Here is a 17,742-nt window from a genome sequence, read left to right as displayed (position 1 = left end):
AGCCATGACGGCAACCAGCGGCAAGCTGATGAAGGGCGCCACCGGCGACTGGGAGGTCGTGATCGGCATGGAGATCCATGCCCAGGTCACCTCGAAGTCGAAACTGTTCTCGGGCGCCTCCACCGCCTTCGGCGGCGATCCCAACAGCCACGTCTCGCTGGTCGACGTGGCGATGCCGGGCATGCTGCCGGTCATCAACGAGGAGTGCGTGCGGCAGGCCGTGCGCACCGGGCTCGGGCTCAATGCCAAGATCAACCTGCGCTCGGTGTTCGACCGCAAGAACTATTTCTACCCCGACCTGCCGCAGGGCTACCAGATCAGCCAGTACAAGGACCCGATCGTCGGCGAGGGCGAGGTCACGGTCGAGCTCGACGGCGGCAGGACCGCCACTGTTGGCATCGAGCGCCTGCACATCGAGCAGGATCCGGGCAAGATGCTGCACGACCAGTCGCCGTCGCTGTCCTATATCGACTTCAACCGCTGCGGCGTGGCGCTGATGGAGATCGTCTCCAAGCCTGACATCCGCGACGCCGAGCAGGCCAAGGCCTACGTGACCAAGCTGCGCTCGATCATGCGCTATCTCGGCACCTGCGACGGCGACATGGAGAAGGGATCCCTGCGCGCCGACGTCAACGTCTCCGTGCGCAAGCCGGGCGGGCCGCTCGGCACCCGCTGCGAGATCAAGAACATCAACTCGATCAGCTTCATCGGCCAGGCGGTCGAGGCCGAGGCGCGGCGCCAGATCGAGATCATCGAGGACGGCGGCACGATCGAGCAGGAGACCCGCCGGTTCGATCCCGACAAGGGTGAGACGCGCTCGATGCGCTCCAAGGAGGAGGCGCATGATTACCGTTACTTCCCGGACCCGGACCTGCTGCCGCTGGAGTTCTCGCAGTCCTTCGTCGACGAGCTGAAGGCGGCGCTGCCGGAGCTGCCGGACCAGAAGAAGGCGCGCTTCATCGCGGATTTCGGCCTGTCGCCCTACGACGCCTCCGTGCTGGTCGCCGAGCGCGAGAGCGCTGCGTTCTACGAGGCCGTCCTGGAGGCGCTGTCCGACCGGGCGCGCGACGGCAAGCTCGCCGCCAACTGGGTGATCAACGAGCTGTTCGGCCGGCTGAACAAGGAAGGCCGTGACATCGCGTCGTCGCCCGTCTCGGCTTCTCAGCTCGCGGCGATCGTCGCGCTGATCGGCGAAGGCACGATCTCCGGCAAGATCGCCAAGGACCTGTTCGAGATCGTCTGGAGCGAAGGCGGCGACCCGCGCGAGCTGGTCGAGAGCCGCGGCATGAAGCAGGTGACCGATCTCGGCGCGATCGAGAAGGTCGTCGACGAGATCATCGCCGCCAATCCGGACAAGGTCGCGCAGGCGAAGGCCAAGCCGCAGCTCGCCGGCTGGTTCGTCGGTCAGGTGATGAAGTCGTCGGGCGGCAAGGCCAACCCGCAGGCGGTGAACGATCTCCTGAAGAGCAAGCTCGGCATCTGAACGACGCTCGCTCGTCTTCGTTCCGGCGGCGCGCACGAGGGTGCGCGCCGTTTTGTTTTGGCGCCGCGGTCCGGCGAATCGCCGCGTGCGATTCGCAAAAAAGCCACCATTGCCGAGCGTTCGAACGCACACGAGGGCGTGTGCAATGAAAATTTTTTCGTTGCCAAAATTTACGACTCAGAGTCCGCGCGTTGCTCTCGCGGTGCGAGTCTGCACGCCGACACGCCGGCGTCGCCGCGTGCGACGTGCCGTTCAGTCGCTCAGAAAAATACTTGCAGCACAGGCTTTTTGCGCAATCGCGATTAGTTGCGATCGCGGCCTTGCGCAGAGCGACGTTTGGATTTTCGCGATCGATCGATGCGCTGCTTCGCGCGTTGCGCCAGCCGCGTGCGCGCGCGCCTGTCAACACTTCCTTAAGCCGGAAGCTGTTTTTTTTCACTCGTTGGTGTATCGATGAGGAGTGCAGCTCGATTCCCGAGTGCACGCATCGACTAAGCCATCTCACATCGGAGGGCAACATGGCCAAGAAAGCGAAGAAGGCGAAGAAGGCAGTGAAGAAGGTCGCGAAGACCGCGGCGAAGAAGACTGCCAAGAAGACCAAGAAGGTCGCCAAGAAGAAGTAACTCTCGCAGTCCTCTGCGAGATGAGTCCGGCAGCTGATGCCGGCACGTCGTTGGAACGTTAGGTCTGCATGGCTCCTCGAGAGCCGGGCGGATCTCCTGAAGCTCCAACAGACGATAGAGGGTGTCGGCGAGACATCAGGTCAACGGTCGGATCGAACTCGAGAGCGGCTTCGCTCGCGGTGCGGTCCGGCAGAAGAAACAGGATTTCTTCGTTCGGTGCAGATCGCGTTTCCGGTCTGCAATCTCACGAGCGGCTATCAGCCAGAGTGGGATCTGATCCTGACGTGTTCGCCGACGCCCTCGATCCCTGAGCACCGCGCCCTTGGCGACTGTGTGCCTCCAACCTCCCCATAGACGAACAGCATCATCAGCAGCTCGGCGCAGGCGTGCTCGCGCTGCGCAATCTCCCGCACGTGCTGTCGAGACGTGTCCAGTCGCGATGCGGCTGTTGACCAGCGGCGTGGTGCGCTTCGCGCCAGCGCGGTGAGGCGCTTTCGCGGATGGTTATGAGTTTGCCAAACAGAACGGTAAACCGCTCTTTGCCGGGTTGAAAAATCCATTTCGAATCAATGCATTGAACCCGGCCCGGGAAAATGCGGGGTTCCGCGTTCAGGGCTCGTTCAGCACGATGTTTAAACTGCCTTTCAAACTTGATCGGTCATCCTTCGCGCATAAGCCGCGAGACGGCATGGGGATAACCAGGCGTTGAACAGCTGGACGGGGGCGTGCTCGGGTGACCAGCCGCCTCCTCGAAGCGAAGGAGAGCGACGATGTTTCAGGGACAACTCAATTTCGATGACGTGACCACCGCGGAGCAGGGCGCCAGCGGCGATGTGCTGTTCGAGCTCGGCATGCTCTATGCGAGCGGTCGCGACGGTGCGGTCGATCTGATCGCCGCGCACAAATGGTTCAATCTCGCCGCCCTCAGGGGCCGCGTCGATGCCGTGGCCATGCGCCGCGAGGTCGCCGAGCAGATGTCGGACGCCGAGATCGCGACCGCGCAGCGCGAGGCGCGCGCCTGGATGACCGCGCACTGAGCGAGCCAAGCCGCGGCTTGGCGGATCTCGCCCGATCGCTCATTCTCGTCGGAAGCGGGCCTCGTCGCGCGCCCATAAATCTCCTATCTGTCGTTCGGTGTGACGCAGACAAGCGGGATTGACGGCATGGGCCAGGCACGGCGACAGGCGCGGCGGCAAGAGCTGATCGACTGCCATGACTGCGGCAGCGGCGTCTCCTTCAGCGCAGTGGCGTGCCCGCATTGTGGATCGACCGAGCCGGCCGGGCCTGCGGTGCAAAGCCGGCGCGAGTTGAAGCGTCTGCGGGTCGAGGCCCATAATGACCGCCGCCTCGTCGTGGTGACCGCCCTCTGTGCCGGTCTCGGCGCCATCTATGGTGCCGCGATGGGAGCAGGAGGCGCAGCGTCATGGTGGGCTGCGCTCGGCTATGGGTTCGTCGGCACCATCATCGGCGTGCCCGCCGCCTTCGTGATCAACATCAGCCGTGGCTTGTTCGATTGAACCGCGCGGGATCGAGCGGCAACCGTGATCACGACGGCCACGCTCCGTTGCGATCCGGCAGGTGCGTGAACGGCTCGGCTTTGATGCGGATGATCTGGGGGGAGGGGGCTGTTGGCCGCGCCCAAGGGCGGCTGGCGGAGACGGAGGGATTCGAACCCTCGATAGGGCTTTACAACCCTATAACGGTTTAGCAAACCGCCGCCTTCAGCCACTCGGCCACGTCTCCGGCGACGGTCGGTATGCCCGACGCCGCGCTGAGCCGCAAGCGGCAGATTGCATGCGGTTTCGAAATCCTCACAGGGCCGCGGCTTCGCCGGACCGGTGCGGGCGGTGGTCTTCACCTTCGGCTCATCGATCCGGGCTGGACCTGCCGTTTGATCGGCCGCGGTACGCGTCGAAGTCGACGGGCGGTGCGAGCCCTCTCGATGATCCCTGACGCGGAGGACCCCTAATATAGAGGGTCGTCTGCAGCAAAGGCGGCCGGCGGGAGGGGACGCAGACGCCAGCGTCCTCCAGCCCGATTCTCGTTCAGCGCGTGGCTGGATTCACGGCCCCGGCGCCTGACTTGGGGCGGGTTCCGGGCGGGCGAGTGCTCGCGGCCTTAAGCACCTCAAATTGCGTTGTGACAAAACGACAACATAAACAGCGACTTAGGTGTTCCCGCAGAACCACGGTTCCGTGCCTTTTGTGCAACACCGGTCCGAAAAGGCGCCGCTTGGGCGCCGCAATGATGGTTCCTTTGTTGCGTGTGCAAAGGCCTTCGGTAATTCTGCTCGCACGACGAAGGGGGGCATCCCGACGTCGTCCCGTTTAGGTCGTTCGCTCAAGTCCCTCGCGTTCATGCGGGTGTGTCCGATAGCGCGAAGCGGCTGAGCGACGGGTCGAAGAGGGATAACGGGTCCAACCCCAAGGGTGTCTCTCACCCAGCGGAGGCGGAACCTTCCCTGACTGAGCAACTTGGAGGTTTAACATTATGAACACGATCAAGAGCCTTGTCCTGGGCTCGGCGGCCGCTCTCGTCGCCATGTCCGGGGCTCAGGCAGCTGACCTTCCGATCAAGGCCAAGGCGGTCGAATATGTGAAGGTCTGCTCGCTTTACGGCGCTGGCTTCTACTACATCCCCGGCACCGACACCTGCATCAAGCTGGGCGGTTACCTGCGTGCTGAAACGTCGTTCGCCAGCAACGGCCAGTACAACAACGCGGTCAACGGCGTTGCCGGCGGCATGAACCGCCAGAGCAACTACTACTACAGCCGCGCTCGTCAGGACCTCAACATCGACACGCGCACCGCGACCGAGTACGGCGTGGTCCGCACCTTTGCTGACCTGACGTTCACCTGGACCAGCGGCACCTACGCTGGCTCGGGCTCGGCGACCGGCGCGACTGCCTATTCGACGGCTGGCGCTCCTGGCGCTCAGGCCGACGGCAACATCGCTCAGGGCGGCATTGGCGTGTACTACGCCTTCATCCAGTTCGCCGGCTTCACGATGGGTAAGGCCGTGTCGCAGTTCGACGCGCCCTGGACCAACTACCCGGGCAACAACTTCGACGGCCTGTGGGGCGGCGGCGGCACCGTGACCGGTGTCAACCAGTTCACCTACACCGCCGACTTCGGCTCGGGCATCACTGCGGCGATCTCGGCGCAGGACGCGAGCCAGTACTACACCACGAACATGTGGAACGTGTCGGGCATCACCGCGGCCGGCATCATCGGCGGCTCGTATGGCACCAACAACTTCGGTGGCAACGTGTCTCCGGACATCGTCGGCATGGTTCGTGTCGACCAGGCTTGGGGTCTGTTCCAGGCGTCGTTCGCGGCGCATGACAACCACACCGGCTACTACGGCGCCACCGAGCTCACCGGTCACCCGGCTGACAAGTGGGGCTGGGCTGCTCAGCTGGCCCTGTCGATCAAGAACATCCCGACCGGCCCCGGCGACACCATCAACATCCAGGGCGTCTACACCAACGGTGCGAGCCGCTACAACGCTCAGAGCCTGGTGCCGACCACCTACGCGATGTACGGCGGCAGCAGCACGGCTGGTGTCTACGGCACGCTCGGCTTCGCTGGCGTCAGCGACTCGGTCTTCGTGACCGGCGGTGAGCAGCAGCTGACCACGACCTACGGTATGCGCGGTGCGTACACCCACAACTGGAACCCGGCCTGGAACACCGCGATCTACGGTTCGTGGGCTGCCGTGTCCTACAACAGCACTGCCAAGGGCCTGATCTGCGGCAGCGCGGCGATGGGTGCGATCGCGGGCGCAGGCTTCACCTGCAACCCCGACTTCAACATCTCCTCGCTGGGCTTGATCACCCGCTGGACCCCGGTCAAGAACCTGACCTTCTCGGCCGACGTGGCCTGGACCAACCTCGACCAGAAGTACTCGGGCAACATTGTTTCCCCGGCTACGACCACGACTTCCAAGCCGGCTGCGGTCTATCAGCTCAAGGACCAGAACTCGGTGTCCTTGCTGCTCCGCGCTCAGCGCAACTTCTGATCCTGATCGTCTGATCGGGTTCAAGAGCCCCCGGCAGGAAACTGCCGGGGGTTTTTGCTTGTGTGCGGGCGCTCATTCCGGAGTGACTCCGGGTCCGGTGCGCTCGAGAAGCGATCGATGCCAGATCGATGGATCGAGCCAATTGAGCAGAGCTTCGATTGCCTGTAGCTCGAAAGTCGCATTCGTTTCAGTAGGTTGGCTGCACGCTGGTATTTTTTTAAAAATGGTGTTGAAAACAGATGAGTTGATAAGCTAATTTTCTCATGCCTGAGTAATCATTCGTCCTCGTGAGGACGACACCGCAGACGCAAGACGACGATCATACGATGTTAGACTCCAGGAAGCCTCCGGCGATGCCCCGCCGGAGGCTTTTTCACATCGGGATCTCCTCGGCACCCAAGATCTGACGTTGCCTCTCGATTGCAGAGCCTCAGCGTGATCTCCGTAGGCGCGTGCCATCAGCGCATACATCCATCGTCTCACCAAAAATCGTTGTGCATCGGCTTGACCGGGAAATGCCGGATGGTCACCATGACCGTCAGATGACGGGGCCACACCGTCACGCCAGTGAGGAATGAGTCCAAAGATGAGTTCGGAAGGCTCTGTGGGAGTGCTGCGTCCGTGGTCCGAGCAAGACGATCTGGCGGGCGCCATCACGCGGCTGCTGGAGGCGCGGCCGGAAGGCTGCGCGGATCTTGCGGAATGTCTGGCGGTTGCGCAGCGGATCGACGCCAGCGACGACGAGTCCTGGTATCGCGAGTGGATGCAATGCGCGGACGCCATGAAGGCTGCCGCCGCCGACGCCATGAGCAGCGGCCGTCCCGAGCTGGCGTTTCGCAAATGGTCGCGAGCAGTGGATTGTTATGAGGCTGCGGCCTGTCCGTTCAGCAGCTCGCGTTCCCGCCAGGACGTCGTGCTGTCCCGCATGCGCGAATGTGCGCGCGAATTCCTGCGCTGTGCCGATCCGCAGGGAGAGGTCGTCACGATCCACTGGCGCGCCGACTATCCGCTCGAAGCCTATTTCCTGCCGGCGCGTGGCGAGGCGGGCAGGGCGCCCACCGTCATCTGCATCGGTGAGCCCGGCCGTCGCAAGGAAACGTCGCTGTTCAAGCTTGCGGCCCGTGCGGAGCAGCGCGGCTTGGCGCTGCTGGTGGTCGATCTGCTGGGCAGCGGACCGGACTGCCGCTTCGAGGAGATCGTCGGCCGTCGCGATCTCGAATCAGCCATCGCGAGCGTGACGGACTACGTGACGTCCCGCGATGACGTGGACGAAGGCCGGATCGCGATCCTGGCCGATGACTGGAGTTCGTCCTTCGTCGCGCGCGGCATCGCACTCGATCCGCGTTATGCTGCGGCGGTCTGCGACGCCGGCTTGTGGGATATTCACGAGCGCGTCTTCCTGTCGCGCCGACCCGGTGCGGGCGAGCGGGGCAGGCCGCCGATCGCGACGGAAGGGCTGGCGGCGCGGCAGATCATGTGTCCGCTGCTGGTGGCGGTGCCGGAGCGTGGCTGGCTTCGAGCCGACATCGCAACCCGGCTGATCGCGCAGATCAAGCGCGAGCACCCGGATATCACTCTGAAGATCGTCTCCAGCGCGGGCGCCGATTGGCTCGAAGCCGATGCCTTCGTCTTTGACTGGATCGCCAGGCGCCTGGCGGGGTCTCAGCGGCCTCCTGGCTGATGCGACCACATATCTGGGCCCGCTGCCTGTAAGAGGCGATTGGGCCGTGGTCGCCTCGGGGGCCTCAGAGCCCCATCGTGAGTCGCGCGCTGGCCTTCTCGAAACGGTCCTTGAGGCCAGCCAGCTTGTCCGTGAACGTCGCCAGCTCGCGAGCGTCGAATTCCTCGAAGATGAAGCTGAAGATCTGCGCCTGCTGGGCTTCCAGCTCGGCGAACTGCTCCGATGTCTTGGTGGTGAGCGACATCCGGACCACGCGCGCATCGTTGGGCGCGGGCTTGCGTTCCATGAAGCCCTTCTTCTCCAGCAGCTTCGACTGCGTCGTGACGAACGAAGGGTCGACGTGCAGCCGCTTGGCCGCCGCATTCACGGCGACTCCCTCGCCTTGATCCAGCTCGGAGATCGCCATCAGGATCATCCATTGCGGGCCACTGATGCCGATTCGCTTGGCCCAGAAGTACCTCAGCTCCTCCAGATGGACGTTGATCGTGGAGATCTCCCTGGCGAAGCGAAGAATGGCGTCGCGATTCTTCGGCAGATGTTCGGCAGTCTGCGGTTGCGCGTCCGCTTCCACAGGTGCGGCAGACATGTTCTTCAAGGGCGCCATTGCTCAGGAGTTCCAGTACGAAGCTCGACCCTAAAGAAAAAAAATCCGCAACAAAATCACTTATCTAGGAGGACATGCGCCGTCCCCCGTGCGCTGCACAACAAGCTGCCATTGTGTTGCCCTCAAGACACATTTCGGCTTCATTCAATTACCTGACTGCATAAACTATTTTGCTTACCGAATGAGCGAAGGCATAGTTCCTGACGACGGTGGGGGGTTACTCGATCGTCCCGTGACAGGTGGTTCGCTTAAGTCCCTCGCGTGATGCGGGTGTGTCCGATGGCGCGAAGCGGCTGAAGCGGTTTTTCGGGAGCAGAGGAAGCGGATCGTCCTGGGGGATCTTGGTCCGGTTCTTTCTCAAAAGAGCAACTTGGAGGTTTAAATGAAGACGGTTAAGAGCCTTGTCCTCGGCTCGGCGGCAGTTCTGCTCGCCATGTCCGCGGCTCAGGCGGCCGACCTTCCGATCAAGGCCAAAGCGGTCGAGTATGTGAAGGTTTGCTCCCTGTATGGTGCGGGCTTCTACTACATTCCCGGCACCGACACCTGCATCAAGCTCGGTGGCTATCTCCGTGCTGAAACGGCGATCGGCACGAACAGCGACTTCAACGGCACGTACAGCGGCCAGGGTGGTGCGCATAACCGCCTGAGCAACTACTACACGGCCCGCGCTCGTCAGGACATCAACATCGACACGCGCACGGCGACCGAGTACGGCGTGGTCCGTACCTTCGCTGACCTGACCTTCAGCTGGACCTCCGGCGGCTATGCCGGCACGGGTTCGGCCACCGGTGCGACCGCTTACTCGACCGCTGGTGCGCCGGGCGCACAGGCCGACGGCAATATCGCGCAGGGCTCGGTCGGCGTGTACTATGCCTTCATCCAGTTCGCCGGCTTCACCATGGGTAAGGCTGTGTCGCAGTTCGACACGCCCTGGGTCAACTATCCGGGCAACAACTTCGACGGTCTCGCCGGCGGCGGCGGCACGGTCACCGGCGTCAATCAGTTCAGCTACACTGCTGACTTCGGCTCCGGCATCACGGCCTCGGTCTCGGCTCAGGATGCGAGCGCCTACTACCAGAACAACCTCTGGAACGTGGCGGGTTCGACGGCGGCTGGCGTGATCGGTGGTGCTTACGGCACCAGCAACTACGGTGGCAACGTCTCTCCGGACTTCGTCGGCATGGTCCGTGTCGACCAGGCCTGGGGTCTGTTCCAGGCGTCGTTCGCGGCGCATGACAACCACGTCGCTTACTACGGCGCGTCCGAGACCTCCGGCCACCCGGCCGACAAGTGGGGCTGGGCGGCTCAGCTGGCCCTGTCGATCAAGAACATCCCGACCGGACCTGGCGACACGATCAACGTGCAGGGCGTCTACACCAACGGTGCGAGCCGCTACAACATCCAGAGCCTGATGCCGAACAACTACGCGATGTACGGCAGCACGGGTCTGGCTGGCGCCTACCAGAGCATCGGCTTTGCCGGTGTGGGCGACTCGGTCTTCACGACCGGTGGTGAGCAGCAGCTGACCACGACCTACGGTATGCGCGGTGCGTACACCCACAACTGGAATCCGGCCTGGAACACTGCGATCTACGGGTCGTGGGCTGCCGTCCGCTACAACGGCACGGCCAAGGGCCTGATCTGCACCAGCCCGGGCGTTGTCGCGGCCTTCAACGCGGGTTCGACCTGTAATCCGGACTTCGATCTGGCCACCCTCGGCTTGATCACGCGCTGGACCCCGGTCAAGAACCTGACCTTCTCGGCTGACTTCGCCTACTCCTGGCTCGACCAGAAGCACTCCGGTTCGGTCACCGCTCCGGCTGCTGCTGCTGTCGCGAAGCCGGCCGCGGTGTACGAGCTGAAGGATCAGCAGTCGGCTGTGCTGCTGCTCCGCGCTCAGCGCAACTTCTGATTCAGATCGTCTGACGACGGTTTGACGAACCCCCGGCAGGCAACTGCCGGGGGTTTTTCTTTGCCTCGCCAGCGCGTGCTCCGGCGCCGAGATCCGCATTCCTCGCCGCTCCGCTCTGGCGCTGACAAACATGCTGCAGACCCGCCCGAGAACCACACCGCGCGGCCACGCGACGGAGTGCGATCTGGAGGGAATTTCGCGACCGCCTCGTGGCCATCCGGCTCAAACATGCGTGAGAGGCGGTCGGCGGGCGCTCGGTTCGACCGCACGTTTGAGCCAAGCTTGGCCTGCGTGATCCCGGGCAGGCGAGGGCCCGTGTCACGATCGCCGGGATGACAGAGCCAGAAAATTGGAGCCTCGCGCTCGCCGCGCTTCTCGACGCGCGTCCTGCTGCATTCCCGCCACGAGCGCGACACGCATTCGGCGGCGAAAGTCTTCCCTGACACATTACTCTTGGGGATCTGGCGACCGTGTGCCGTGCCGCGGCCGCGCCACATGCGTGATCCGGCCGGTCACGAGAATGGTCCGATAAAGCACCAACTCTGCCTCGCGATCGTTCCCACTGCAACGCTATGCGCGAGCACTGTGGTGCAGCTGGAGACGGGCTGACCGTTGGGGCGGTCGTTCGATGTCGAGCCGGGCCGGTCTGAACTGAGCAATTTGGAGGTTAGTATGAAGACTGTGAGGAGCCTTGTTCTGGGCTCAGGGGCGGCGTTGCTCGCCATGGGTGGGGCTCAGGCCGCCGACCTTCCGATCAAGGCCAAAGCGGTCGAGTATGTCAGGGTCTGCTCGATGTACGGCGCCGGATTTTTCTACATTCCGGGTACCGACACCTGCATCAAGCTCGGCGGCTACCTGCGTGCCGAGGCCGGCTTCGGTACGAATACGATCTTCCAGAATGCCGTGAACGGCGTCGCCGGCGGGCGAAATCGTCTCAGCAACTACTACACGACGCGTTCGCGTGCCGACCTCAACATCGACACCCGCACCGCGACCGAATATGGCGTCGTGCGCACCTTCTTCGACGGTGTCTTCCAGTGGACCGGGGGCAGCTATGCCGGGACCGGCTCCCCCACGGGCGCAACCGCCTATTCGACGGCGGGCGCGCCTGGAGCGCAGGCTGACGGCAACATCGCGCAAGGCGGGATCGGCGTCTTCTATGCCTTCATCCAGTTCGCCGGCTTCACCATGGGTAAGGCCGTGTCGCAGTTCGACGCACCCTGGGCCAACTACCCCGGCAACAATTTCGACGGTCTGACCGGCGGCGGCGGCACCATCACCGGCGTCAACCAGTTCACCTATACCGCGGACTTCGGCTCGGGCATCACGGCCGCGATCTCGGCCCAGGATGCGACGCAGTATTCGCAGTCGCAGATCTGGAATACGGCGGGACAGACGGCCGCTGGCGTGCTCACCGGCAGCTATGGTACGTCGAATTTCGGCGGCAACGTCGCGCCCGACATCGTCGGCATGGTGCGCGTCGATCAGGCCTGGGGCCTGTTCCAGGCGTCCTTCGCGGCGCACGACAACCACGCCGCCTTCTTCGGTGCCAACGAGACGACCGGGCATCCCGCCGACAAATGGGGCTACGCCGGTCAGCTCGCCCTGTCGATCAAGAATATCCCGACCGGCGCCGGCGACACCATCAATCTGCAGGGCGTCTACACCAACGGTGCCAGCCGCTACAACTTCCAGAGCCTCGCGCCGATCAACTACGCGATGTACGGCGGCAGCAACATGGCCGGCGCTTTCCAGAGCCTGGGCTTCGCGGGCGTGTCGGATTCGGTGTTCGGGGCGAATACCCAGCAGCAGCTGACGACGACCTACGGCGTCCGCGGCGCCTTCACCCACAACTGGGATCCGGCTTGGAACACCGCGGTGTACGGCTCATGGAGCGCCGTGCGCTATAATGCGACAGCGAAGGGCCTGATCTGCAACGGTGCGGGTATGGTCGCTCTCGGCATCGTCGGTGCGAACTGCAACCCGGACTTCAACATCTCGACTCTGGGTGTGATCACGCGCTGGACGCCGGTCAAGAATCTGACCTTCTCGGCTGACGTCGCCTGGACCCGGCTGGATCAGAAGTTCGCGGGCGTCGCCAATGCGCCGGCGGTTGCGGCGGTTGCCAAACCGGCCACGACCTATCAGCTGAAGGACCAGGATTCGGTCTCGCTGCTGCTGCGCGCTCAGCGCAACTGGTGATGAGAGGCGAATAGGGAGCAGGGAGTAGCGAATAGCGATTGACGACGATCCGATGTCGGTTTCGCTACTCCATCACAGCGCCGCGGCGCAGATCGGCCTCGATCTGTAGCCGCGAGCCGCCGCCGAAGCGGGCGCGATAGACCTGCAGGTTCTCCATCACCCGCTGCACGTAGTTGCGGGTCTCCGCGAAGGGGATCAGCTCGACCCAATCCACCGCGTCCACCTTCGGATCGCGCGGGTCGCCATAGCGTTCGACCCACTTCCTCACGCTGCCGCGGCCGGCATTGTAGGCCGCGAACGTCATGATGTACGAGCCGCGATAGTCCTCGAGCAGGCCGCCGAGCTCGGCCGCGCCGAGCTGCGCGTTGTAGACCGGATCGGTCTTCATCCGGTTCAGATCGAAGCTGACGCCCGCGCGCTTGCAGACGTAGCGGCCGGCATCCGGCGTGACCTGCATCAGCCCATAGGCCTGGGCCGGCGAGACCACCGCCTGGTTGAAGGCACTCTCCTGACGCGCGATCGAGAAGACCACGCTCGGCTCGACCTCCGGTCCGAGCGAGCGGAACGCAGGAATGCCGGTGACCGGATAGGCGTAATGATCGAACGGCAGCCCGCGATTGAGCGCGGCCTTGCCGACCAGCAGCATCGCCCGCGCATCGCTGTTTCGCGCGGCGGCTTCCGCGATTCCGACCAGGACGTCGGGGTCGCCGTTGTCGCCCATGTCGGCGAAGATCGGGATCGCGACCTCGCCCTCGTCGAGCTCGTACAGCAGTTGCACCGCGCGCACCACCTCGAGCCGCTCGACGCCGCGCCCGCGGCCGCTTGGCGCGGCATTGAGGCCGAGCTGCGGCAGGCCGAGCTTCGCCCGCGCCAACTGGCCGTAATAGCTCGTGGACTGCTCGGCCGCCGACATATAGGCCGCGCGCGCCTCCTGCATGCGCCCCATTGCCTCGGCCGCGCGGCCCTGCCAATAGCCGGCCCGGGCCAGGGTGGTCGGATTGACGCTGCCGACGCCGATGCGCGCGAAGTGCTGGGCCGCCGTGGCCGGATCGTTGAGGAAGCGCAACGCGATCCAGCCGGCGGTGAATTCCTGCTCGGTCTTGTAGATGTCGCGGTTCGGCAGCGCCGCGTCGCGGGCGATCAGATAGGCGCTCTTATATTCGCCGGTGTCGATCATCTTGCGCGCCAGCAGCCGGCGCTCGATCCACCATTCGTCCAGATTGTGCAGGCGGCCGGGATCCCTGGGCGCGCTGAGCATCAACTGCGCCGCCTCGGCGAACTTCTCGTCGCGCCGCAGCACCTGGATGCGGCTGAAGATGTAGCCGGCATCGCCGTGCAGCTCGCGCGGCACGGCATCGAGCAGGCTCTGGCTGTTGGAGGCTTTGCGGTAGGTCGCGATTCGCGCCTTTGCGAGCGCCACGTGGCCCGAGCCGAGCCGCCGTGCAGCGCGCATCGCCGCCTCGTGCTCGCTGCCATACAGCAGTGTGTCCATCCGCGCCTTGTGATCGCCGCCCGATAGAAGGGCGCCGTACTGGTCCAGGATGTTGTTCTCGGTCTCCTCGGACATCGCGTCGTTGCGCCAGGCGTCGCGCACCAGGCGCTCGGCGTTGGCGCGGTCGCCGCGATTGAGCATCACCCGGGCCAGCGCGAACTTGCCCTTCGCCGACAGCGGCGATTCGTTCTCGAACCACGACCAGACCACGGAATCGTCGCGCTTGTCGTCCCACAACGCGGCCTCGAGCCGGCGGCGAAGGAAGGTCTGCGACGGCCAGGACGGATTGGCGGTGATGAATGCGCGATAGCGCTCGACGCTGGCATTGTTGTTGTCGCTGCGCAGGATCACCCATTCGGCGAGCTTCCGCGCGACGGGATCCGAGATCGCCTGCACGACCTCGTTGGCGTCGCCGGGCTTGCGCTTGCGGACGAGCTCGATCACGTTTTCGAGCGCCTCCTTGTCGGATTGCGAGGTCGAGGACGTCGCAGCGATCGCAGCCGGCACCACGGGCTTGCGGGAGGCGGGCAGGGCGGCATGCTGGCGGACCGGCAGGGCCGCAGCCGCGGCACCGGGCGTGATGTCCCTTGGCGCCGCGCCGGCGCCTTTGGGAGTGTTCTTGATCTCGGCCTTCGCCTCGGCGTGCGCGTCGACCTTGCTCTTCGTCCCGGCCGCCTCGTTGGTGTTCGTCTTGGGGACCGCGCCGCGCGCGATCGGACGCGCCTTCGGCACGGGAACCTTGGCCGTATGAGCCTTGGATCCCGCAACCTTGGACTCTGAAACCTTGGACTTGGCGGCCTGGTCCTTGGCGAGGGCGCCATGTCCGGCGAGAGCCCATCCGAATGTCAGGCCGGCGGCCAAGGACACCGAGAGTGACACCGACAGGGCGGTCGATCGCAATGCAGTGGCGCGGGCAGAAAAGGGCACGGCGTTCCTTTTGCGGCGGATGACTTCGATCCCCTGACCAACATGGGTCTATCGAAAAGGTGAACAAATCCTAAATATACTGGGAAGGACTGCAACCTGCGCCAACACCGCGGCGAAATCACGACCGAAGGGCGGCGTGTGGCCGGCCTGGGGGTTCCGAGAAGCGTGGTTGCCCGGTGCGGAGTGTGCGAGCCGGGCTGTCGCGGGCGCGGCAGGGCGATTCGTGTGCCTGTTGAGAAGGCAGCCCAACCGCGGGCGGGCCTTCCGCCCCGTCGGTAGACCCGGTATGAAGTGGCTCGCACAGGGGCCAAACGGCGTTTGGGAGGGAGTTTCATGGCAGCCAAGACGAATTTCCGGGGTTCTTTCACCGCCTTGGTCACTCCTTTCAAGAACGGGTCCGTCGACGAAGCCGCTTTTCGCAGCCTGGTGAACTGGCAGATCGACGAGGGCACCAACGGCCTCGTGCCGGTCGGCACGACGGGCGAGAGCCCGACGCTCAGTCATGACGAGCACAAGCGGGTGGTCGAGTGGTGCATTGCCGAGGCCAAGGGGCGGGTCCCCGTGGTGGCCGGCGCCGGCTCCAATTCGACCAAGGAGGCGGTCGAGCTCGCCCAGCACGCCGAGAAGGCGGGGGCGGACGCGGTGCTGGTGGTGACGCCCTATTACAACAAGCCGACGCAGGAAGGCCTGTATCAGCACTTCAAGGCGATCAACGACGCGATCGGCATTCCGATCATCATCTACAACATTCCGCCGCGCTCGGTGATCGACATGTCCGTCGACACCATGAAGCGCCTGTTCGAGCTGAAGAACATCGCCGGCGTGAAGGACGCCACCGCCAGCATGGTGCGGGTGTCGCAGCAGCGCGCCGCGATGGGCGAGGAGTTCAACCAGCTCTCGGGCGAGGATGCGACGATCATCGGCTACATGGCGCATGGCGGCCATGGCTGCATCTCCGTCACGTCGAACGTCGCGCCGCGGCTGTGCTCGGAATTCCACCAGGCCTGGCAGAAGGGCGATGTCGCCACCGCGCTGAAGATCCACGACAAGCTGATGCCGCTGCACACCAACCTGTTCATCGAGTCCAACCCGGCGCCGGTGAAATACGCGTTGTCGCTGCTCGGCAAGATCGAGGAGAAGCTGCGGCTGCCGATGGTGCCGGTGTCGGAGCCGACCCGGGTCGCGGTGCGCGAGGCGATGGTTCATGCCGGACTGATCAACTGAGCCGACGTATCTTGAGGGGGATGCGAGCATGTTGAAGGAATTCCGTGAATTCGCGATGAAGGGCAACGTCGTCGACCTCGCGGTCGGCGTCATCATCGGCGCGGCGTTCGGCGCCATCGTCAACTCGCTGGTCGGCGACGTCATCATGCCGATCATCGGCGCGGTCACCGGCGGCCTCGATTTCTCCAACTACTTTATCCCGCTGTCCAAAGCGGTAAATGCCGGCAACCTTGCCGATGCGAAGAAGCAGGGTGCGGTGCTGGCCTATGGCAGCTTCCTGACGATCACGCTGAACTTCGTGATCGTTGCCTTCGTTCTTTTCATCGTCATCCGGCTGATGAACACGTTGAAGCGGAAGCAGGAGGCTGCGCCGGCCGCTCCGCCGAAGCCCACACCCGAGGTCGAGCTTCTGACCGAAATCAGGGATCTCCTGAAGAAGGCCTGACGTGGCAGACAAGAACGAGCCCAAGATCACCGTCGCCGCAGAGAACCGCAAGGCGCGGTTCAATTATGCGATCGAGGACACCATCGAGGCCGGCATCGCGCTGACCGGCACCGAGGTGAAGTCGGTCCGCAGCGGCAAGTCGACGATCGCGGAATCCTATGCGGATTCGCGCGACGGCGAGATCTGGCTGATCAACGCCAACATTCCCGAATATCTGCAGGCCAACCGCTTCAATCACGAGCCGAAGCGGCCGCGCAAGCTGCTGCTGCATCGCAAGCAGATCAACAAGCTGATGGGCGCGGTCGAGCGCGAAGGCATGACGCTGATCCCGCTCAAGCTCTATTTCAACGAGCGTGGCCGCGCCAAGCTGCTGCTCGCCGTCGCCAAGGGCAAGAAGCTGCACGACAAGCGCGAGAGCGAAAAGAAGCGCGATTGGGGCCGCGAGAAGGGCCGGCTGCTGCGGGCGCGCGGCTAACGAGACCTTTGCCGCGCGCTCCTCGGCGGCACGCCTGAGCCTTGGGACAGCATCCGATGAATCAGAAGAACCTCTTGGATGTCGACTGGAGCCGGATTCCGGCTCCGACCGACGACGGCGCAGCCGATCATCTGGTCGGGACGATCATTCCCGCGATCGGACTGCGTGCCACCGACGACACGCTGGTCACGTTGTCCGATCTGCCGGGACGGACCGTCGTGTTCGCCTATCCGCGGACCGGCGAACCCGGCAAGGTGTCGCTGGTCGAGGACTGGGACATGATCCCGGGTGCGCGCGGCTGCACGCCGCAGACCTGCAGCTTCCGCGACCTGTTCGGCGAGTTGAAATCGGCAGGCGCCGCGCATGTGTTCGGCCTGTCGACGCAGAGCAATGCCTATCAGACCGAGATGGCCTCGCGCCTGCACCTGCCGTTTCCGGTGCTGTCGGACGAAAAGCTCGAGCTGACCAATGCCCTGCGGTTGCCGACGATGGAGATCGCCGGGCTGACCATGATCAAGCGGCTTGCCATGATCGTGGACGACGCCTGCATCACCCACGTGTTCTATCCGGTGTTTCCTCCGGACAGGAACGCGGGCGACGTGCTGGCGTGGCTGAAGGACAACCGCGTCGCCGCGTGAGGATGGGGCGGACCGA

General features: G+C 64.2%; 13 protein-coding genes and 1 tRNA gene. 11 read left to right on the top strand and 3 right to left on the bottom strand.

All coding sequences use genetic code 11. The features are described from left to right. Window positions 1-4 precede the first annotated feature (4 nt). The 3 genes from gatB to QX128_RS11125 all read left to right on the top strand — a co-directional run bounded on the left by gatB (window position 5) and on the right by QX128_RS11125 (window position 3,623). Window positions 5-1,483: an Asp-tRNA(Asn)/Glu-tRNA(Gln) amidotransferase subunit GatB gene (gatB, locus tag QX128_RS11135; protein WP_316181893.1), complete on the top strand. Its 1,479-nt coding sequence runs from the start codon at window positions 5-7 to the stop codon at window positions 1,481-1,483. 1,393 nt (window positions 1,484-2,876) lie between these two features. Further along, on the top strand, window positions 2,877-3,143 hold the full coding sequence (locus QX128_RS11130) for a hypothetical protein (RefSeq protein ID WP_315740271.1): 267 nt from the start codon (window positions 2,877-2,879) through the stop codon (window positions 3,141-3,143). Between the two features lie 126 nt (window positions 3,144-3,269). Further along, complete coding sequence (locus QX128_RS11125) at window positions 3,270-3,623, top strand: hypothetical protein (protein ID WP_315804076.1); 354 nt, start codon at window positions 3,270-3,272, stop codon at window positions 3,621-3,623. A 132-nt stretch (window positions 3,624-3,755) separates the two neighbouring features. On the opposite strand, the gene QX128_RS11120 is transcribed toward QX128_RS11125, so the two are convergent. Continuing rightward, a tRNA-Ser gene (locus tag QX128_RS11120) sits at window positions 3,756-3,849 on the bottom strand. A 747-nt stretch (window positions 3,850-4,596) separates the two neighbouring features. On the opposite strand from QX128_RS11120, the gene QX128_RS11115 reads away from it, so the two are divergent. After that, the gene (locus QX128_RS11115; protein WP_316237455.1) at window positions 4,597-6,126 is read left to right on the top strand and encodes a porin; all 1,530 of its coding nucleotides are present in this window, start codon (window positions 4,597-4,599) and stop codon (window positions 6,124-6,126) included. Between the two features lie 586 nt (window positions 6,127-6,712). After that, window positions 6,713-7,807 carry a hypothetical protein gene (locus QX128_RS11110; RefSeq protein ID WP_316237454.1) on the top strand — a complete coding sequence of 365 codons (1,095 nt, stop codon included), beginning with the start codon at window positions 6,713-6,715 and terminating at the stop codon, window positions 7,805-7,807. Between the two features lie 64 nt (window positions 7,808-7,871). Here the strand turns inward: QX128_RS11110 and QX128_RS11105 are convergent, their stop codons facing one another. Beyond that, entirely contained in the window at window positions 7,872-8,393 is a 522-nt protein-coding gene (locus QX128_RS11105; protein ID WP_315804011.1) for a MarR family winged helix-turn-helix transcriptional regulator, read from the bottom strand. Window positions 8,394-8,793: 400 nt separating this feature from the next. On the opposite strand from QX128_RS11105, the gene QX128_RS11100 reads away from it, so the two are divergent. Then, window positions 8,794-10,323, top strand: coding sequence for a porin (locus QX128_RS11100; RefSeq protein ID WP_315804010.1), 1,530 nt, complete (start codon window positions 8,794-8,796; stop codon window positions 10,321-10,323). Window positions 10,324-10,995: 672 nt separating this feature from the next. Continuing rightward, on the top strand, window positions 10,996-12,525 hold the full coding sequence (locus QX128_RS11095) for a porin (protein ID WP_316218310.1): 1,530 nt from the start codon (window positions 10,996-10,998) through the stop codon (window positions 12,523-12,525). A 64-nt stretch (window positions 12,526-12,589) separates the two neighbouring features. Here QX128_RS11095 and QX128_RS11090 read toward each other — a convergent pair whose 3' ends face one another. Further along, window positions 12,590-14,944: a lytic transglycosylase domain-containing protein gene (locus tag QX128_RS11090; protein ID WP_316237453.1), complete on the bottom strand. Its 2,355-nt coding sequence runs from the start codon at window positions 14,942-14,944 to the stop codon at window positions 12,590-12,592. A gap of 333 nt (window positions 14,945-15,277) precedes the next feature. On the opposite strand from QX128_RS11090, the gene dapA reads away from it, so the two are divergent. The 4 genes from dapA to QX128_RS11070 are packed head-to-tail and all read left to right on the top strand — an operon-like array spanning window position 15,278 to window position 17,726. Further along, entirely contained in the window at window positions 15,278-16,168 is an 891-nt protein-coding gene (gene dapA, locus QX128_RS11085) for a 4-hydroxy-tetrahydrodipicolinate synthase (protein WP_316181901.1), read from the top strand. 28 nt (window positions 16,169-16,196) lie between these two features. Then, a complete protein-coding gene (gene mscL, locus QX128_RS11080; protein ID WP_316181903.1) occupies window positions 16,197-16,613 on the top strand; it encodes a large conductance mechanosensitive channel protein MscL in 417 nt (138 codons plus the stop codon). A gap of 1 nt (window position 16,614) precedes the next feature. After that, the gene (gene smpB / locus QX128_RS11075) at window positions 16,615-17,088 is read left to right on the top strand and encodes an SsrA-binding protein SmpB (RefSeq protein WP_315804006.1); all 474 of its coding nucleotides are present in this window, start codon (window positions 16,615-16,617) and stop codon (window positions 17,086-17,088) included. Between the two features lie 56 nt (window positions 17,089-17,144). After that, a complete protein-coding gene (locus tag QX128_RS11070; protein WP_315804005.1) occupies window positions 17,145-17,726 on the top strand; it encodes a peroxiredoxin in 582 nt (193 codons plus the stop codon). The last annotated feature ends 16 nt before the right edge of the window (window positions 17,727-17,742 follow it).

This window comes from Bradyrhizobium sp. SZCCHNR1015 (genome assembly GCF_032489875.1).
In the GTDB taxonomy this organism is placed as follows: domain Bacteria; phylum Pseudomonadota; class Alphaproteobacteria; order Rhizobiales; family Xanthobacteraceae; genus Bradyrhizobium.
Note: the sequence above shows the minus strand (reverse complement) of the source record. Positions and strands in the feature narration are given on the sequence as shown.